Source organism: Pseudoflavonifractor sp. BSD2780061688st1 E11, from assembly GCF_005844125.1.
Taxonomy (GTDB): domain Bacteria; phylum Bacillota; class Clostridia; order Lachnospirales; family Lachnospiraceae; genus Sellimonas; species Sellimonas catena.
The window spans coordinates 1-16954 of sequence record NZ_SPHM01000059.1 but is presented as its reverse complement, the minus strand read 5'-3'; the positions used below and the strand labels follow the sequence as shown (position 1 = coordinate 16954).

The window sequence follows — 16954 nt, the reverse complement described above, 5'->3', positions numbered from 1 at the left end:
ATCAGGTGAGGAGTTATTTGTTTTTAAAAGCAAAAAATGCCGTATTTATGCGGCTTGTGGCGTTTCGCAAACGCCTATAATTGGTAAGAGAAAGAGGAGGCTTTTCTAAATAAAAATTGAAATATTTCCAAAAATCGTTTAAACTATATAGTTGTAATTTATTGATGGAAACATGAGGGAGGAACAGACTTGAATCTGGTAATCATAGATGGCCAGGGCGGCGGACTTGGCCGTCAGCTGGTAAGCGCAGTCAAAGACCGGTATCCGGACATTGAGATCATTGCAATAGGGGCAAACAGTGCAGCGACCAATGCCATGCTTCGTGCCGGGGCAACGCAGGCGGCCACGGGAGAGAATTCTGTGATCGTTGCATGCCGCAGGGCAGATGTGATCATAGGGCCGGTGGGAATTGTGATTGCAGATTCCATGCTTGGGGAGATCACCCCGGCTATGGCGCAGGCTGTCGGACAAAGCCGTGCAAAACGGATACTGATTCCGGTGAATCTGTGCGACAATATCATTGTCGGCGTTACAGACCTCTCTATGACGAAAAATGTACAGAATGCAGTTGAGATTCTGGGCACACTGATAGACTAACTAATCCGGCAGGAAGCCGGAATGATCGGCAGAAGCGGATCAGTGCCATATGACAGAGAAACGGCATTACTGGCAATCGACTGATAGAGCAAAAATTTTGCAGTAAAAATTACGAATTAAAATACAGAATAGAAATTTTGATACCAGGAAGGTATCTGCTTTCAGAAGAAGGCGGATACCTTCTTTTTTGTCGAAAAGGAGGAAATAATAGATGACTTTGGAAGAGTTTTTCTGTGAAGTGCCAAAAGCGGCCGTGGCATTTTCCGGCGGCACAGACTCGGCATTTCTTTTATGGGCGGCAAAGCAGTATGGCTGTGACGTACATGCTTATTATATGAAAACGGCTTTTCAACCGGATTTTGAGATGGAAGACGCGCGCAGAGTTGTAGAAGCGCTGGACATTCCGATGACCGTTCTGGAAAAGGACATTTTATCCGTTCGGGAAGCGGCCGCAAATGGACCAAAGCGGTGCTACTACTGCAAAAGAGCGCTGTTTACACAGTTATGGGCGGCAGCGCGAAAAGACGGATACTTCTGCCTTCTGGATGGCACCAATGCGTCAGACGATGCGGATGATCGTCCGGGTATGCAGGCGATTCGGGAACTTGAGGTACGTTCACCTCTTCGGGAATGTGGAATTCAAAAAAGCGAAGTCCGGCGTCTGTCCGAAGAAGCAGGGCTCTTTACAAGCCGAAAACCGGCTTACGCCTGTCTGGCAACAAGGATTCCGACAGGAACACCTATTACACCGGAACTGCTGAAGATGGCAGAGACGGCAGAGACGGCACTGGCAAATCTTGGATTTCAGGATTTCCGCGTCCGACTGATGGAGGATGGCGGCGCCCGGCTTCAGATTACAGAAGAACAGATGCCCCTGCTGTTTTCCAAAAGGGAAGAAATCCTGACAATACTTCGTCCGTTCTTTTCATCCATCCTGCTGGATCTGGAAGCGCGGGCCAAATCAGTATAACATCATCGGGAAGGAGAGCATTATGGATAATAAATATGATATTTTACAGTTGCTTCGGAGTGTGGCAGACGGCACAACTGAACCGGAGCAGGCATTATTACAGTTAAAAGAAGCACCATTTGAAGATCTGGACTATGCCAAAATCGATCTGCACCGCAGTGTCCGGCAGGGCGCGGCAGAAGTCATTTACGGGGCAGGCAAAACACCGGAGCAGATCGCAGGGATCGTTCAGGCTATGGGAAACCGGGGATGCCGGAACATCCTGATTACCCGAGTCAGCCAGGAAACCGTAAATCAGCTTCCGGATTCGATTCCCCTTGACTACCATGCGGATGCAAGGCTTGCCATTGCCTATCCGGCGGAACATAAAAAGAGGGGGCGTATTGTTGTCGCAACCGGAGGAACCAGCGATATCCCGGTGGCAGAAGAAGCGGCTCTGACCGCGGAAGTCCTGGGAAATCATGTTGTCCGCCTGTATGACGTTGGGGTGGCAGGCCTTCACAGGCTGTTATCCCATCTGGACGACCTGATGAGTGCCAGATGTATTGTTGCCGTGGCGGGAATGGAAGGTGCTCTGGCGTCTGTCATCGGTGGATTGGTGGACTGTCCGGTGATTGCGGTGCCGACCAGCGTCGGATACGGCGCAAGCTTTGGGGGATTGTCTGCGCTGCTGTCCATGCTGAATTCCTGCGCCTCCGGGTGCAGTGTCGTCAACATTGATAATGGATTCGGAGCAGGATATCTTGCCAGCAGAATCAATCAGATGGAAGGATTGGAGGAAGAGTAATGAGAACACTTTATATCGAATGTAATATGGGAGCGGCCGGAGATATGCTGATGGCTGCATTATACGAACTTCTGGAGGAGAAAGAGAAAGAAGTATTTCTGCACACAATGAATCATCTGGGGCTGCCGGATGTCCGGGTGGAAGCTGAAAATGGATCCACCTGTGGCATCAGCGGAACCCACATGAAAGTAACGGTGCACGGAGAAGAAGAAGCTGTCGACGTTCATGATCATCAGGGGCACGAACATCATCATGACCATGACCACCATCACGGACACGACCATCACGACCATGACCACCATCACGGACACGACCATCACGACCATGATCATTCTCATGATCATCATCATGGACATTCTCATCATCACGCGGCACCGGGATATATTGCGGAGCTGATTGAACATCTGGAACTTCCGGCAGAGGTTAAAAATCACGCAAAATCCGTTTATTCTGCTATTGCGGACGCGGAATCCAAAGCACATGGCTGTCCGGTGGAGGAAATCCATTTTCATGAAGTGGGTGCCCTGGATGCAGTGGCGGATGTGACAGGTGTCTGCTACGCCATGTTCCTGCTTCATCTGGACAAGGTGATTGTATCGCCTGTACATGTAGGAAAGGGAACGGTGCGTTGTGCCCACGGCATTATGCCGGTTCCGGCTCCTGCTACGGCGAATCTGCTTGCAGGTGTTCCGGTCTATGCCGGAACGGTTCAGGGTGAGCTTTGTACCCCGACCGGAGCAGCGCTTCTGACACATTTTGCGGATCAATTTGCGGAAATGCCGATGATGAAAATCGCGAAAACGGGAATCGGAATCGGCACCAAACAGTTTGAACAGGCAAACTGCGTCCGTGCCTTTCTGGGAGAAACAGAGGAAGAGGGCGGCTCCATGATTACGGAACTGGTATGCAATATTGACGATATGACGCCGGAAACCCTTGCCTTTGCCTGCACAAGACTTCTGGAGCTTGGTGCACTGGATGTCTATACGGTTGCGGGAACCATGAAAAAAGGAAGATCAGGACATGTTCTGACAGTTCTCTGTGATCCGGAAAAGGAAGAAGAGATGGCACGGCATATCCTGGCGCAGACAACTACAAACGGGCTTCGGATCCGCAGATGCCGGAAGTACTTTCTGAAGCCGGAAATCAGCGAAGTGGAGACCAAATGGGGGACGGTGAGAGTCAAGAAAGCCAGTGGATATGGAGTGACTCATATGAAACCGGAATTTGACGATGTATCCACGCTTGCAAGAGTACATCAGATTTCCTGCGAACAGATACGGGAAGAAGTGTTTGCCTCCATGCAAAATGAACATGGAAAGGATGCAGAAGAATGAGGAGCAATGTAAAACAAAAACCGGCTGCCTTCCTTGCCTGTTTGCTAGTGCTTTCCCTGATGGCAGGATGCGGTGGGTCCTCCTCTGAATCCCGGTCGAATACCTCAGAGAATCGTTCTTCCGTTATGATTGCCATGGATCCCAACTCGGAGCCGGAAGCCGGATTTGATCCTGCTTTTGGCTGGGGAGCGGGAGAGCATGTGCATGAACCGTTGATCCAGAGCACGCTGACGGTCACAAATACGAATCTGACCATCGATTATGATCTGGCTACAGATTATTCTGTCAGTGAGGACGGACTGCTCTGGACTGTTCATATCCGGGATGATGTAAAGTTTACCGATGGAGAACCGCTGACAGCCAGAGATGTGGCATTTACTTATAATACAGTGAAAGAATCCAGTTCTGTCAACGATTTTACCATGCTGGATCATGCAGAGGCTCTGGATGATACAACAGTTGTTTTCCATATGACACGGCCGTTTTCCATCTGGCCTTACACTATGGCTGTTGTGGGAATCGTTCCGGAACATGCATATGACAGCGCTTCCTATGGTTCTAATCCGATCGGTTCCGGCAGATATATCTTGAAACAGTGGGATAAGGGACAGCAGGTCATTCTGGATGCTAATCCGGACTATTATGGCGAACAGCCAAATATGCAGAGGGTAACGATTGTATTTATGGAAGAGGACGCGGCATTTCTGGCTGCTCAGGCCGGAGAAGTAGACCTTGCCTATACTTCTGCGACTTACTCCGATCAGACTGTGGAAGGCTATTCCCTTGCCGCATATGAAAGCGTGGATAACAGAGGATTCAATCTTCCGGCTGTCCCGGAGCAGACGACAGAATCCGGAGAGACGATCGGAAATGATTTTACTGCAGATGTGCAGGTACGCCGTGCTATCAATATTGGTGTGGACCGTCAGGAAATGATCGATCATGTCCTGAACGGTTACGGATCCCCGGCTTATAGTGTCTGTGACCAAATGCCGTGGTATAATTCCGCATCGGAAGTCACTTATGATCCGGAGAAAGCCAAATCACTTCTGGACGAAGCAGGATGGAAGACAGGAGAGGACGGAATCCGGGAAAAAGACGGTGTCAAGGCAGAATTAAATCTGCTCTATGCAACCGGAGATTCAGTGCGCCAGGCGCTGGCGGCTGATTTTGCCGAACAGCTGAAGGAACTTGGAATTTCCTGTACGCTGGAAGGTGTCGGCTGGGATACAGCTTATGACCGGGCACAGTCCGATCCGTTGATCTGGGGATGGGGCGCGCATACGCCGATGGAGCTTTATAATATTTACCATACAATTGGAGACACCGGACTGGCGCAGTATTCTCCGTATTCCAACTCCACTGTGGATGTCTATATGGATCAGGCACTTGCCTCCAGTGATCTGGAAGTATCTTATGATCTCTGGCAGAAAGCCCAGTGGGACGGCACTACCGGTGTAACACAGGATGGAGATATTCCGTGGGTATGGCTGGTCAATATTGATCATCTCTACTGGGTAGTGGACGGACTTCAGGTTGCAGAACAGAAAATCCACCCTCATGGACATGGTTGGTCCATTGTGAATAATGTCGATCAGTGGAGCTGGAGTTAGATGATCAAAACGAGATCGAAAGGAAAGGACGGATAGCATTGAAACATCGACTGAAATTTGCCGGAAAAAAACTGATCCGGATGCTGCTTCTCCTTCTGGGAGTGAGCCTTCTGACCTTTCTCCTGATGTGGTCTTCGCCGCTGGATCCGCTGCAGACCAATGTCGGTCAGACTGCGCTTGGATCCATGACACAGGAACAGATTGCAGAACTGGAAGCGTACTGGGGCGTGGATATGCTTCCGGCACAGCGGTATCTCGGATGGCTGAGCGGCGTACTTCACGGAGATTTCGGCACCTCACTTCTTTACCGTCAGCCGGTTCTGACGGTGATAGGAGAGCGTCTTGCCAATTCAGTGGGGCTGATGGCGGCCGCCTGGATCTTTTCGGGGGTCCTTGGACTGGTTCTTGGCATGCTTGCAGGGGCTTACCGGAATCGATGGCCGGACCGGGCGATCCGGGGATACTGCCTTTTGATTTCCAGTACGCCGGCTTTCTGGCTTGCCATTTTACTTCTGATGATCTTTGCGGTGGAACTGGGATGGCTGCCCGTAGGTCTCGCCGTTCCGATGGGACTTCAGGCGGATTCGGTCACGTTCATTGACCGGCTTCGTCACGGGATTCTCCCGGTTCTTACGCTAAGCATGACCGGAGTAGCGAACATTGCCCTGCACACGAGAGAAAAACTGATCGAAGTCCTGTCATCGGACTATATACTTTTCGCAAAAGCAAGAGGGGAATCGCAGACATCCATTTTTTTGCGGCACGGATTGCGTAATGTCTCGCTTCCTGCCATGACCCTGCAGTTTGCATCCATCAGTGAAATCATCGGAGGGTCGGTTCTGGTGGAACAGGTCTTTTCCTATCCGGGGCTTGGACAGGCGGCGGTTACCGCAGGTCTGGGAAGTGACCTTCCGCTGCTTCTTGGCATTACCGTTATTACGGCGGCGATTGTCTTTGCCGGAAATCTGGCAGCGGATCTTCTCTACGGTGTCATCGATCCAAAAATCCGAAGGAGGGCCGCAAAGTTATGAAACCACAGAATCAAAGAAGAAATACGATCCTGTTTCTGATTGTGACGGCCGGAGTGCTCATTCTGATCACCGCAGCGGGAATGCTTCTGAAGGATCAGGCTGTCCAGACAAATTTTGCAAGAAAGAATCTGGCGCCTTCCATAGAATTCTTATTTGGCACCGACTGGATGGGGAGAGATATGTTTGCCCGGACCTTGGCGGGACTGTCGCTTAGTATCCGGATCGGACTGCTCACAGCCGCGGTAAGCGCCCTGATTGCCCTGATTCTTGGAACGACCTGCGCAGTTCTGGGAAGAGCAGCAGATGCAGTGATTTCCTGGTGGATTGATCTGATGATGGGTATCCCGCACATCCTTCTGGTGATGCTTATTTCCATCGCCTGCGGACGGGGATTTACCGGAGTGGTTGCCGGTGTCGCCCTGAGCCACTGGACTTCTCTTGCGCGGGTTATCCGCGGGGAAGTGCTGCAGCTTCGGGAAGCGCCATATATTCTGACGGCCTCAAAATTGGGCGTATCAAAGATGCAGATCGTAAAAAACCATATGATTCCCCACCTTCTTCCGCAGTTTGTAACCGGGCTGATTCTGTTGTTCCCGCATGCGATTCTGCATGAATCCAGTATTACCTTTCTGGGATTTGGTCTCTCTTCGGAGCAGCCTGCCATCGGAGTAATCCTTTCAGAAAGCATGCGTTACCTGACAACCGGAAGATGGTGGCTGGCATTGTTTCCGGGGCTGTCGCTGGTCTGTGTCGTGATGCTGTTTGCCCTGCTTGGAGAACGGGTGGAGAAGCTGCTGAATCCGGCCAGCGCACATGAGTAAGGAGGAATATTTTGGAACCGATTTTAGAAATTTCCCATTTGTCTATTACGTTTACACAATACGAACGCGGCATTCATAAGCGCGAGCTCCCTGTAATTAAAGATCTGTCACTGCAGATCGAGCCGGGGCAGATTGTCGCCGCAGTGGGAGCAAGCGGATCCGGGAAAAGTCTGCTGGCTCACAGTATTCTGGGCATCCTGCCTTATAACAGCCGGATGAGCGGAACACTGAAATATGACGGCCGTCCCCTGACACAAAAACGGGCAGAAGCCCTCAGGGGGCGGGAGATCATGCTGATCCCGCAGGGCGTCACGTATCTGGATCCACTGATGAAGATCGGGCCGCAGATCAGAAAAGGAAAACGAGATGCGGGAATCCGGGAACGGTGCCGGGCTGCGTTGAAGCGGTATGGACTGAAGGAAGAGATCGAGGAGCAGTATCCGTTTGAACTTTCCGGCGGTATGGCACGCCGGGTACTGATTGCATCTGCGGTGACCGAATCTCCCAGACTGATCATTGCCGACGAGCCCACACCGGGACTGGATAAAAAGGCGGCCGGAAGGATTCTCGGGCATTTTCGGGAACTGGCTGAGGAAGGAGCCGGTATTCTGTTTATCACGCATGATCTGGAACTTGCCCTGACTGTTGCGGACAGGGTTGCAGTATTTTATGCCGGGGAGACTATAGAAGAAGCGGATGCTTCAGATTTTAAGGATGTAGAAAAACTCCGGCATCCGTTTACAAAATCCTTATGGCATGCCATGCCGGAACATGGATTTCATCCGATTCCAGGATCGCAGCCTTATCCGGGAACAATGGCGAAAGGATGCCCGTTTGCGCGGCAGTGCAGAAAGTGCACAATACTTTGCCGGGAGGCAGATCAGATTTCACTGAAACCATACCGGGGCGGACTGGTACGATGTCTGTATCCGGGGAAGGAGGAGGCAAAATGATACTGCAGGCAGAACACCTTACATTTTCCTATCGAAGAAGAAAACAGGAGTGCATTTTGCAGGATTACAGCCTGTCAATTACTTCCGGAGAGCGCGTAGGCCTGAGAGCACCAAGCGGCCGTGGAAAGACGACATTATGCAGGCTTCTGGCAGGATATGAAAAGCCGCAGCAGGGGAAGGTCCTTCTGAATGGAAAGGCACTTTCCTCTTTTCGCGGCGTCTGTCCGGTTCAGATGGTATGGCAGCATCCGGAAACGGTAGTGGATCCATTGTTACAGCTTGGTGTCACCTTGAACGAAGCAGGAAAGCCGGAGGAACGGCTTTTGAAGGAACTTCATATTGAAGAAGGGTGGCTGAAACGGTATCCGTCGGAATTATCCGGCGGGGAACTGCAGCGGTTCTGCCTTGCCCGGACTCTGCATCCGGATACCCGCTTTCTCCTCTGCGATGAGATTACGGCCATGCTGGATCTTGTCACCCAGGCTCAGATCTGGAATTTCCTGCTGGAAGAGGGGAAACGAAGAGATCTGGGAATGCTGATCATAAGTCACGATGATGCCCTGCTTCAAAAAGTCTGTACGAGAATAGAAACGCTGCCGCAGGTTTCTATGCATTGACATTTTTCTAAAAAACAGGTATGGTAGATTCAGAAAGGAGAAATACCATGTTCGCATTTAATCATTTTAATTTTAACGTTCTCGATCTGGAAAAGAGCCTGAAATTCTATGAAGAGGCTCTGGGTTTGAAAGAGGTAAGGAGAAAGGAAGCCGAAGACGGAAGCTTTATCCTTGTTTACCTCGGAGACGGCAAGAGTTCCTTTACACTTGAGTTGACCTGGCTGAAAGACAGAACAGAAAAATACGATCTGGGAGAGGAAGAATTCCATCTTGCCTTCACAACAGATCATTACGAAGAAGCATACAAGAAACACAAAGAAATGGGAGTGATCCTGTTTGAAAATCCGGAGATGGGTATCTATTTTATCGGAGATCCAGACGGATACTGGATCGAGATTGTTCCGGCGTAAAGTTATTATCCCTTTAGAGTGAACATCCGGAAATCTCTTTTGCAGATGATCTCCGGATGTTCACTTTTCAGTATGATGCAATGTCATACCCTTTAGTATTCTCTGCTCAACAGAAAATCTGCCAAATGAACAATTTTTACCCCGTTAATATTTCCTGTGGCGAGTTCGTCCAGTGTTACCACATATTTAGGATAATGGTCTTTGATTTCAAGTAGGTTAGAAACCTCCCGGTCAGATTCTTCAGGCAGTCTGCGGCATACTTGCACATAAATACGTTCATCTCTTTGGACTGCAACAAAATCAATTTCTTTTGTTCCATTTTTTCCAATATATACATGATATCCTCTTCGGCGTAATTCAAAGTACACAATGTTTTCCAGCATGGTCGCAATTGATTTGGGATTAAATCCCATGATACAATATTTTAGAGAAGGATCGGCCAAATAGAATTTTTCTTGTGTTTTCAATACAGATTTTCCTTGCAAGTCATATCGCTGACATCGGTAAATGACAAACGCTTTCTCAAGCCAGCTCAGATAGTTATAAACGGCTTCAACAGACAGGGAGCGTCCCTCGCTTTTCAGAAACTTTGCAATGGCATTCGCCGAAAAAGTCTTGCCGACAATGTGCATGCAAAAGCAGGAAATTACAATCACGCACTTTCAAAGACAAGTTCGCCTCTGATTGCTACTTTTGATGCGGACATGATCCCTAGAAAAGAATTTCTTATGGAGACGGTTCCTTATTTTCTGCAGAACAAAGAAAAAGTTGGGCTGATCCAGACGCCGCAGAGCTTTTATAATCAGGATTTATTTCAGTTTAACCTGTATTCAGAAAGAGACATTCCAAACGAGCAGGATTTTTTCTCGAGAGAGATCAATATTTTAAGAAACTCTTCCAATTCCGCTGCTTATACCGGCAGCAATACGGTAATCTCAAGAAAAGCGCTGGAAGAAATCGGTGGATTTCCATATGGAACAATTACAGAAGATTTTGAGACAAGCATACGACTGCAAAAGGCGGGATACATTACATATGCGACGTCAAAAGTACTGGCATCCGGACTTTCTACCACAACGGTAAAAAGTATGATTCGGCAGAGAATCCGCTGGGCAAGGGGCGTCATACAGAGTATACGAAATACCAATGCTGTGTTTACAAGGAAATTATCCCTTGCCGGAAATCTTTCCTATCTCAATGCGTATTTTTACTGGTGGTCATTCTTCAACAGAATGATCTTTATTTTGGCTCCGATCCTGTTTGCATTATTTGATTTCCAGCTGGCGAGATGCGGCTTCTGGGAATTGATGATTTTCTGGCTTCCATCTCATTTATGCTCTAGCATGTCCATGCGCTATCTGAGTACCAATATCAGAAACATGCGGTGGAGTCAGATCATAGACACGATTCTTGCACCTTATCTTATATTTCCGGTGCTTTTGGAGTCTATTGGAGTTCAGCAGAAGACATTTAAGGTAACAGAGAAGAAAAAGACAAGTAATAAAACAACCTCTTTCTGGTATATCCTTCCACATGGAGCGTTGATCGTATTGAGCATCGCAGCGATTATCCGCTATGTGAAAGGGAAGTACGGAATGGCACTTTTATTCAGCAGTGTTATCTTGTTTTGGCTTTTATACAATCTGATCGCACTGACCTACGCCGTATTTTTTATGCTTGGCAGAGATTCCAAACGCAAATTTGAAAGAATCATGGCTAAAGAAAACGTGAAAATTTGTATTCACGGGGAATGGCAGGAAGGAGAAACCTTTGATGTCTCAGAAAATGGAATTGCTTTTTTACTGGACAAATACATTCCCATGGAAAAAGGAGAGAAATTTTTTATCGTTGTTCACGCCAATGATTATCATGCTGATCTAAAAGCAGAATTCGTGTATGTAAAACAGACAGCAGAAGCGTTTTATTATGCGGCAACAGTAACTCCAAAAGGGGAAACATCGTTCCAAAACTGGATGCAGATCATTCATGACAGAGAACATTCCCTTCCAAAAGAGATGGATCCTTGGATGACCGTGTACGATGATGTCTGCAGAAATATTCGTATGCGTATCCGTTCAGGAAGAAAGGGGGAGCAATAAAATGGAACTGATCAAAGGGGTTTTGTTCCTGGCATCTATGTGGGGCTGGCTGTTTATTGTTTACAGGAAAGGCAAAATTTCCATCCTGTTTGTTCCTGTAGTGACAGCAGTGGGAATCAGTCTGTTTTTGTATGCAGGCGCCTTGACTGGCATGCTGAATCCATCGTCCTGGCTTGTGGTTGGTGCAGGACTTTTGGGATTTGGTTTTTTTATAAAAAATGTGGCAGAAAAGAACGTATCATTTCCTGCTCCAACCTTATTTTCTGTCTGCTTTGGCAGCGGTATCCTGATATTTACAGTGTTGACTTTGGGATTCCGGTTTGAACATTATGACAATTTCTCCCACTGGGCAATGATCGTAAAATCCATGCTGATTACGGATCAACTGCCAGATGCAGGGAACCAACTTGTTACGTTTAAAAATTATCCGCCGGGATGTGCGGTGTTTATCTACTACGTCTGCAAATTCCTTGGAAATGCTCAGGGTGTGATGCTGCTTGCGCAGAACAGTATTCTGTTTTCCTGTTTTCTGGCGGTGTTTGGTATTATAAAAGAGAAGCAACGATTTCTTTTGTATTCATTTCTTGGTATGGGATGTTCTCTTTTGTCTTATCTGAATCTTACCATACGCATCAACAACCTCCTTGTTGATTTCCTGCTGCCGCTTCTTGCAATGGCAGCGATTGCTTTTGTGTATCAAAGCCGGGATTCTCTCTGGAAGACGTCGTTGTGCACGGCTCTGATTCTTGGCTTTACATGCATTGTCAAAAATACAGGAATTGTATTTGCGGGATTTGTTCTTGCCTACTATATATGGAACATCGGAAAGAAAAAGGGAATTGCAGCATGGATAAAAGCGGTGACCATATGCATGACTGTTTGTTTATCGCTGATCCCGTATGCGTTCTGGAATCTCTATGTCCGCTGTCGGTTTTCCGGCATTGAACAGAAATTCCAGCTGGCTTTTGGAAAACAAGAAAGCTTAGCGGTATCCAAAGAGCAGTACGGACAGATTACAGAGGAATTTGTAAAAGCTGCGTTTTCTATATCTAACAGAGCTATTTTGGCATTTTTTCTATGTAATATTGCCGCTGTCCTGGCTGTACTGTTCGTCCGGATTTTTCTGAAAAAGCAGTGGAAACTTGGAAGAGTACTGATTGTAGTTGATCTTATGACCATTGTTTATCATATAGGGATTCTTGGACTTTACCTTTTTTCTATGCCGGAGGAAGAAGCGGTTCGCCTGGCCGGATTTGACCGGTATGCGTGCAGCATCATGGTCCTGGCTGCGGGTCTGCTTTTTATGCAGGCGACCATTGACATGGAACATTCTTTTGCCGTGCGGATCGAGGGCAACGGAACCTATCGTGCGTTTTCTTCTCCTGCGGCAAAGCGGAGATATCAGTACATGGTGCTGGCGACCATGATGATCGGAGTCAATTTTCTGTATTCAGAAATCAATGGCCTTCTCTACATTCAGAGTAACTATTCTCAGTCTCTGGCCGGCAGAATGGAAACACTGGCGGGTGACCGGTGGCAGGAAGAAGAGGATCAACGGAAATATCTTGTGGCAGCTTCTGACCGCGAAGGTCAGGTTTCAAACGGTGAAGTTTTTTATGTGAGCAGATATTTTTTGAACGCGCCAAATGTGGAAGTGACAGAGCGGCTGGATGTGGGTAATATGGATGAAATAAAAAAAGAATACGATGTTCTTATCATTCTGGATGAAAGTGCGGTGCACAGTGGAACAGCTGATGTAGAAAATGCTGTATGGAACAGAAGTGGGGTGTACCCGCTGAAAGATAATTAAAAACAGGGACTTTGTATTGGAAAGACTGCCGACGGCAGTCTTTTCTGCGTAATACATTCCGTCGTCTAAAAGCATTACACTTGAGTCTATATAATGAATGATTGTGAATCATGAATAAGATATGATATACTAAGAACGAGAAGGAGACTTTACTATGATCTCAATATATTTGTGTGATGATCACGATGAACAATTACATTTATTTCAAAAGATTCTTGAACATTATATAGATAAAACAAAACTAGAAGCAAAAATTGTTTCTGTTAGAAATAATCCTGAAGATACCATTGCTGATTCGAAAACAGAAAAAGAAGATAAAGTGTTATTTTTTGTAGATATTCAGTTGGATGGATATGAGATGGATGGATTTGAATTGGTCAACAGGTTAAAAAGTATCAATGAAAATTTTTGCTATGTTTTTCTTACATCCAGATCAGATTTAGCATATCGAGTGTTTGAAGAAGAGATGGATATCATTGATTATGTCGTAAAGGATACGGCAGAATACCTATCGTCAGAATTAAGTGAAAAAACATGGCTTCGTTTGAACAGAATATTCAAGGTAATACAGGAAAAACAAAACAAGCAGAAACAGAAAATTATTTATCTGGATAGAAGTGGAAATAATCGAGTTCTCGAAAGCGAAATAGTTTGTATTGAAACAGATACTGCCCATCGAAAAATTATGGTTTATGCTAAAGACAGAGTAATTATCTCCCGTATGCCTCTGAAAGAATTGGAAGCTCAACTTAGCGAAGAATTTCTTACAGTGAATAAAGGTTGTATTATAGCAGTGCATCAAATGGAAACATTGGACAAAAAGAATAGAATGGTTTCTATGAAAAATGGGAAACAATATGAGATTTCCTTTCGAAAGATAAAAGAGGTAACGGAAGCATATTGGAAAATGAAAGAAGGCGAGTAGAATGAGCTTTTTTTATTGGTTTTGTAACGCTGTATGTGTTCTGTTGGGAACATGCGGCTTATTGATGCAACCATTAAAAATATGGCAATACCTGGTTTTAACTGTATATATGACCGGTGCAGGAATGTTGGGGGAATATTTTAGTTTTCATTCCAATTTTCTGATGATAACACTATTGTTAGTTTTTTTGATCTGTATGGTTCAAAAAAACAAAGCAGCAAATCTGGCATTGGCATGTGTAGGTTATATGTTGGGAATATTTTGTAATAATATCTTTCTGGTAATCGTTACGAAAGCTGCCAAAGTTACGCCAGATTTTATTGCAGAGAATTACTGGCTGTTATTCTCAATCAGTTATATTGTTTTGTTCGCTCTACTGATCGTTGCCTTAAGATACATCTTGTATAAAAAGCTTCCATTAGTAAAACTGTCAGAATTAAATAGCCCTGTATGGATTGCTCTTGCAGGGAACTGTCTCTTGTTTTTAGCTGTTTTTCTGATAACAATTACCTTGGGACAAAGTGTCGGGTATGATCCTGCTGCGTTAAAGTTAAATTGTATTATTTATGCCTGCTGCCTTTTTATCAGCAGCGGACTGATGATTCAGAATACAAAAAATATCTTGGAGGAAGAAAAACTTAGAGAAAAGGCTCGGAAGCAAAAAGATATGGAAAACTATATTAAGGGCCTGGAGTATATGCTGGATGACATGTCAAGGTTCCGTCACAATTACAAAAACCTTTTACTTACAATGTCAGGATATATAAAAGAAGATCGTATGGAGGAATTAAAGGATTTTTTTCAGAAAAAATTTCAGAATCCCTTGATAAAAGAAGAAGCGAAAACCCAAATATGGACTGCCTTACGACATATCTATCCGATAGAAATGAAGGGGTTCTTTTATGAAAAGGTTGTAGTTGCAATGGCGGAAGGGATTGAGGTTTCTATTGATGTTCCAAGAGAACTTCATGTAGAATATCATTCGATAGAAGACGTGATAGAAATTTTAGGGATTTTTCTTGATAACGCTATAGAAGCAGCAAAAGAATGTCCAACTAAAAGGGTTTGGATTTCTGTGCGGGATACGGAGGGAAGAATGATTTTCAGGATTGAAAACACCTGTTTGAAAGTGCCGGATCTGGTACAAATGGTTGAGAAGCATTATTCAACAAAAGGGGAACATCGCGGAAATGGACTTTATTGGGCGCAGGAACTCATAGAAAAACACTCTGATATGTATCACGAAATTCAAATAAAAAATGGAAATGTAATTCAAAAACTGGAACTAGAATATAGATAATCTTATCAAAAGATTTGTAAATTTGGTTGTGAAACAATCGATTTACAAATCTTTTTTAACGTTTGTGTAAGAAATCGTGACGATTATGCAAACTATATTGAATTTGTTGGATATATCTGTATAATTTAGAATTAACAGGAAGTAACTTAAAAAGTGAAAAGACAAATGATTAAAGAGGATTGAGTACCAAATAAATTGATAAATATTTTAGATCATGATAAAGCATATATCTAATTGAAATCTTTGTAAGAAAGGAGAGGATTCCAATGATGACACTGGTAAAATTAACAAGGATTCATTTTGTGCAAGGTTTTGTGTTTAATTAGCCAAAATTTATGAAAAGAGTGAGAACTATGCTTAAGAATATAACTAAGAAAAATATAAAGCTAATAGTGTTTTGCTTTTCTTTGCTAATGGTATTTATGTTCAATGGGTGTACTTCTAAAAAAAATGATACCATCAGTAAAGGTACAGAAGCAGTGATCGATACTATGCTTACATGTCCGAATGATGAATTATGTCCATCCAATTCTATAATTGGAATGGGAACCGAGGGATTGGGTGAAGAAAATCAAGATAATACTGCTTCAATGGAAAATGTTCTCAAAAACTGGGAAAAAAAAGTTGGAAGTTATTTCGCCCAAGGTAAACTGGAGTCTTTTCTGAACAATGGTCCTGGCTTAAGTTACCTTTTAGAATCTAATAATGATAATATCCAAATCAAAGTAACAGATAAGCAACTTATAGATAAAACTGATACAACAGAAACGGTGAAAGTTACAGCAGAAAAAGAGGGAAAAAAGTTTGAAGTAACATATATTTTTACTTTTGATTCAGATGGTCTTATAAAAAGAGTAACTGAATGAGCAATATAGAGCTTTTTAATAAAAGTATAATTAATAAAAAACTATTATTTTATATGGTTTATACCAGAGGAAAATATATTTTTCAGTGAAAAGGCCAAGTTCTTGAATTTTTGAATAACCCTTCTACCGGTTTAAGATACACATTAGGAATCCATAAAGGCACGAAGGGCGGAGTGGCGAAGTATGTTAAGGCTAATCAAATAAATCGTTCATTAGGAACATCAAGGTATTAGAATATATGAAGATATTAATTTTATTAGTTGTAATTCTGTTAAGCTGCAATGGATGCGCATCGAAAAAAGAACTTATTGATAATAACAAAACGAATTCGCCAGTATTATTAGAACTTTGTTCGGATAAAAAAATAATTCCTTCTTCAAGCTCACAAATAGAAGTAAAAATGATAAACAAAGGAGAACGGGACATCGTAACTGGCGAGGCCTATTCGATCGAAATCTTTCTTAATAAAAAATGGACGGAAGTTCCGGTTTCAATATCATATGAAGATATTGCCTACACGATCGAAGCAGGTGAAGAAAAAAATTTTATCTGTATGTTAGAGGGGATTTCAGAAAAAGGATTATATAGAATAAAAAAACCGTATTCTATTGATACAGAAAAAGCCTATTCGCTAACAGAATATGCCTATGCAGAATTTCAAATAAGTGCAAATAAGGAAGAAGGAGAATAATTTCTTCCCTTCCTCCAAAACCGTACATCAGACTGTCTAAAACTTCTTAACTCAAACTTCGCACATAGATTTTGCCTATGCACCTTGAAAATTCAATATCTGGCAGGTATTCGATTATCAAAGTTCA

General features: G+C 44.5%; 17 protein-coding genes. 16 read left to right on the top strand and 1 reads right to left on the bottom strand.

The window, feature by feature from the left end:
* Positions 1–189: 189 nt before the first annotated feature.
* The 10 genes from FGQ85_RS16965 to FGQ85_RS16920 all read left to right on the top strand — a co-directional run bounded on the left by FGQ85_RS16965 (position 190) and on the right by FGQ85_RS16920 (position 9136).
* The gene (locus tag FGQ85_RS16965) at positions 190–597 is read left to right on the top strand and encodes a DUF3842 family protein (RefSeq protein WP_087252352.1); all 408 of its coding nucleotides are present in this window, start codon (positions 190–192) and stop codon (positions 595–597) included.
* A gap of 211 nt (positions 598–808) precedes the next feature.
* Positions 809–1567: an ATP-dependent sacrificial sulfur transferase LarE gene (gene larE, locus FGQ85_RS16960; protein WP_138374066.1), complete on the top strand. Its 759-nt coding sequence runs from the start codon at positions 809–811 to the stop codon at positions 1565–1567.
* Positions 1568–1589: 22 nt separating this feature from the next.
* Positions 1590–2354 carry a nickel pincer cofactor biosynthesis protein LarB gene (gene larB / locus FGQ85_RS16955; RefSeq protein WP_087167861.1) on the top strand — a complete coding sequence of 255 codons (765 nt, stop codon included), beginning with the start codon at positions 1590–1592 and terminating at the stop codon, positions 2352–2354.
* Positions 2354–3691 carry a nickel pincer cofactor biosynthesis protein LarC gene (larC, locus tag FGQ85_RS16950; RefSeq protein ID WP_138374065.1) on the top strand — a complete coding sequence of 446 codons (1338 nt, stop codon included), beginning with the start codon at positions 2354–2356 and terminating at the stop codon, positions 3689–3691. Before larB ends, larC begins: the two co-directional genes overlap by 1 nt.
* Complete coding sequence (locus FGQ85_RS16945; RefSeq protein WP_138374064.1) at positions 3688–5304, top strand: ABC transporter substrate-binding protein; 1617 nt, start codon at positions 3688–3690, stop codon at positions 5302–5304. The genes larC and FGQ85_RS16945 overlap by 4 nt, the downstream gene beginning before the upstream one ends.
* A 38-nt stretch (positions 5305–5342) precedes the next feature.
* Positions 5343–6335 (top strand): ABC transporter permease, encoded by a 993-nt coding sequence (locus FGQ85_RS16940; RefSeq protein ID WP_243128599.1) that lies wholly within the window; start codon positions 5343–5345, stop codon positions 6333–6335.
* On the top strand, positions 6332–7156 hold the full coding sequence (locus FGQ85_RS16935) for an ABC transporter permease (protein WP_243128598.1): 825 nt from the start codon (positions 6332–6334) through the stop codon (positions 7154–7156). The genes FGQ85_RS16940 and FGQ85_RS16935 overlap by 4 nt, the downstream gene beginning before the upstream one ends.
* An 11-nt stretch (positions 7157–7167) precedes the next feature.
* Positions 7168–8109: an ABC transporter ATP-binding protein gene (locus FGQ85_RS16930; RefSeq protein WP_138374063.1), complete on the top strand. Its 942-nt coding sequence runs from the start codon at positions 7168–7170 to the stop codon at positions 8107–8109.
* The gene (locus tag FGQ85_RS16925; protein WP_138374062.1) at positions 8106–8726 is read left to right on the top strand and encodes an ATP-binding cassette domain-containing protein; all 621 of its coding nucleotides are present in this window, start codon (positions 8106–8108) and stop codon (positions 8724–8726) included. The genes FGQ85_RS16930 and FGQ85_RS16925 overlap by 4 nt, the downstream gene beginning before the upstream one ends.
* A 47-nt stretch (positions 8727–8773) precedes the next feature.
* Positions 8774–9136, top strand: a complete 363-nt coding sequence (locus FGQ85_RS16920) for a VOC family protein (protein ID WP_138374061.1) — start codon at positions 8774–8776, stop codon at positions 9134–9136.
* Between the two features lie 92 nt (positions 9137–9228).
* Here FGQ85_RS16920 and FGQ85_RS16915 read toward each other — a convergent pair whose 3' ends face one another.
* Positions 9229–9768 carry a DUF4143 domain-containing protein gene (locus tag FGQ85_RS16915; RefSeq protein WP_330677633.1) on the bottom strand — a complete coding sequence of 180 codons (540 nt, stop codon included), beginning with the start codon at positions 9766–9768 and terminating at the stop codon, positions 9229–9231.
* Between FGQ85_RS16915 and FGQ85_RS16910 the strand changes: the two genes are divergently transcribed.
* The 6 genes from FGQ85_RS16910 to FGQ85_RS16885 all read left to right on the top strand — a co-directional run bounded on the left by FGQ85_RS16910 (position 9763) and on the right by FGQ85_RS16885 (position 16827).
* Positions 9763–11235 (top strand): glycosyltransferase family 2 protein, encoded by a 1473-nt coding sequence (locus FGQ85_RS16910; protein WP_171028007.1) that lies wholly within the window; start codon positions 9763–9765, stop codon positions 11233–11235. The genes FGQ85_RS16915 and FGQ85_RS16910 overlap by 6 nt on opposite strands.
* A 1-nt stretch (position 11236) precedes the next feature.
* Positions 11237–13045, top strand: coding sequence for a hypothetical protein (locus FGQ85_RS16905; protein WP_138374058.1), 1809 nt, complete (start codon positions 11237–11239; stop codon positions 13043–13045).
* Positions 13046–13199: 154 nt separating this feature from the next.
* Positions 13200–13970 carry a LytTR family transcriptional regulator DNA-binding domain-containing protein gene (locus FGQ85_RS16900; RefSeq protein ID WP_138374057.1) on the top strand — a complete coding sequence of 257 codons (771 nt, stop codon included), beginning with the start codon at positions 13200–13202 and terminating at the stop codon, positions 13968–13970.
* Between the two features lies 1 nt (position 13971).
* Positions 13972–15270 (top strand): GHKL domain-containing protein, encoded by a 1299-nt coding sequence (locus FGQ85_RS16895; RefSeq protein ID WP_138374056.1) that lies wholly within the window; start codon positions 13972–13974, stop codon positions 15268–15270.
* A gap of 353 nt (positions 15271–15623) precedes the next feature.
* Positions 15624–16136 (top strand): hypothetical protein, encoded by a 513-nt coding sequence (locus FGQ85_RS16890; RefSeq protein ID WP_138374055.1) that lies wholly within the window; start codon positions 15624–15626, stop codon positions 16134–16136.
* A gap of 238 nt (positions 16137–16374) precedes the next feature.
* Entirely contained in the window at positions 16375–16827 is a 453-nt protein-coding gene (locus tag FGQ85_RS16885; protein ID WP_138374054.1) for an immunoglobulin-like domain-containing protein, read from the top strand.
* The last annotated feature ends 127 nt before the right edge of the window (positions 16828–16954 follow it).

Bases quoted from the DNA above. Each gene is read 5' to 3' on its own strand.
- larE (WP_138374066.1), top strand. From the start codon at position 809: ATGACTTTGGAAGAGTTTTTCTGTGAAGTGCCAAAAGCGGCCGTGGCA.
- FGQ85_RS16935 (WP_243128598.1), top strand. From the start codon at position 6,332: ATGAAACCACAGAATCAAAGAAGAAATACGATCCTGTTTCTGATTGTG.
- FGQ85_RS16905 (WP_138374058.1), top strand. From the start codon at position 11,237: ATGGAACTGATCAAAGGGGTTTTGTTCCTGGCATCTATGTGGGGCTGG.
- larB (WP_087167861.1), top strand. From the start codon at position 1,590: ATGGATAATAAATATGATATTTTACAGTTGCTTCGGAGTGTGGCAGAC.
- FGQ85_RS16885 (WP_138374054.1), top strand. From the start codon at position 16,375: ATGAAGATATTAATTTTATTAGTTGTAATTCTGTTAAGCTGCAATGGA.
- FGQ85_RS16925 (WP_138374062.1), top strand. From the start codon at position 8,106: ATGATACTGCAGGCAGAACACCTTACATTTTCCTATCGAAGAAGAAAA.
- FGQ85_RS16890 (WP_138374055.1), top strand. From the start codon at position 15,624: ATGCTTAAGAATATAACTAAGAAAAATATAAAGCTAATAGTGTTTTGC.
- FGQ85_RS16895 (WP_138374056.1), top strand. From the start codon at position 13,972: ATGAGCTTTTTTTATTGGTTTTGTAACGCTGTATGTGTTCTGTTGGGA.
- FGQ85_RS16900 (WP_138374057.1), top strand. From the start codon at position 13,200: ATGATCTCAATATATTTGTGTGATGATCACGATGAACAATTACATTTA.
- FGQ85_RS16945 (WP_138374064.1), top strand. From the start codon at position 3,688: ATGAGGAGCAATGTAAAACAAAAACCGGCTGCCTTCCTTGCCTGTTTG.
- FGQ85_RS16920 (WP_138374061.1), top strand. From the start codon at position 8,774: ATGTTCGCATTTAATCATTTTAATTTTAACGTTCTCGATCTGGAAAAG.
- larC (WP_138374065.1), top strand. From the start codon at position 2,354: ATGAGAACACTTTATATCGAATGTAATATGGGAGCGGCCGGAGATATG.
- FGQ85_RS16915 (WP_330677633.1), bottom strand. From the start codon at position 9,768: ATGCACATTGTCGGCAAGACTTTTTCGGCGAATGCCATTGCAAAGTTT.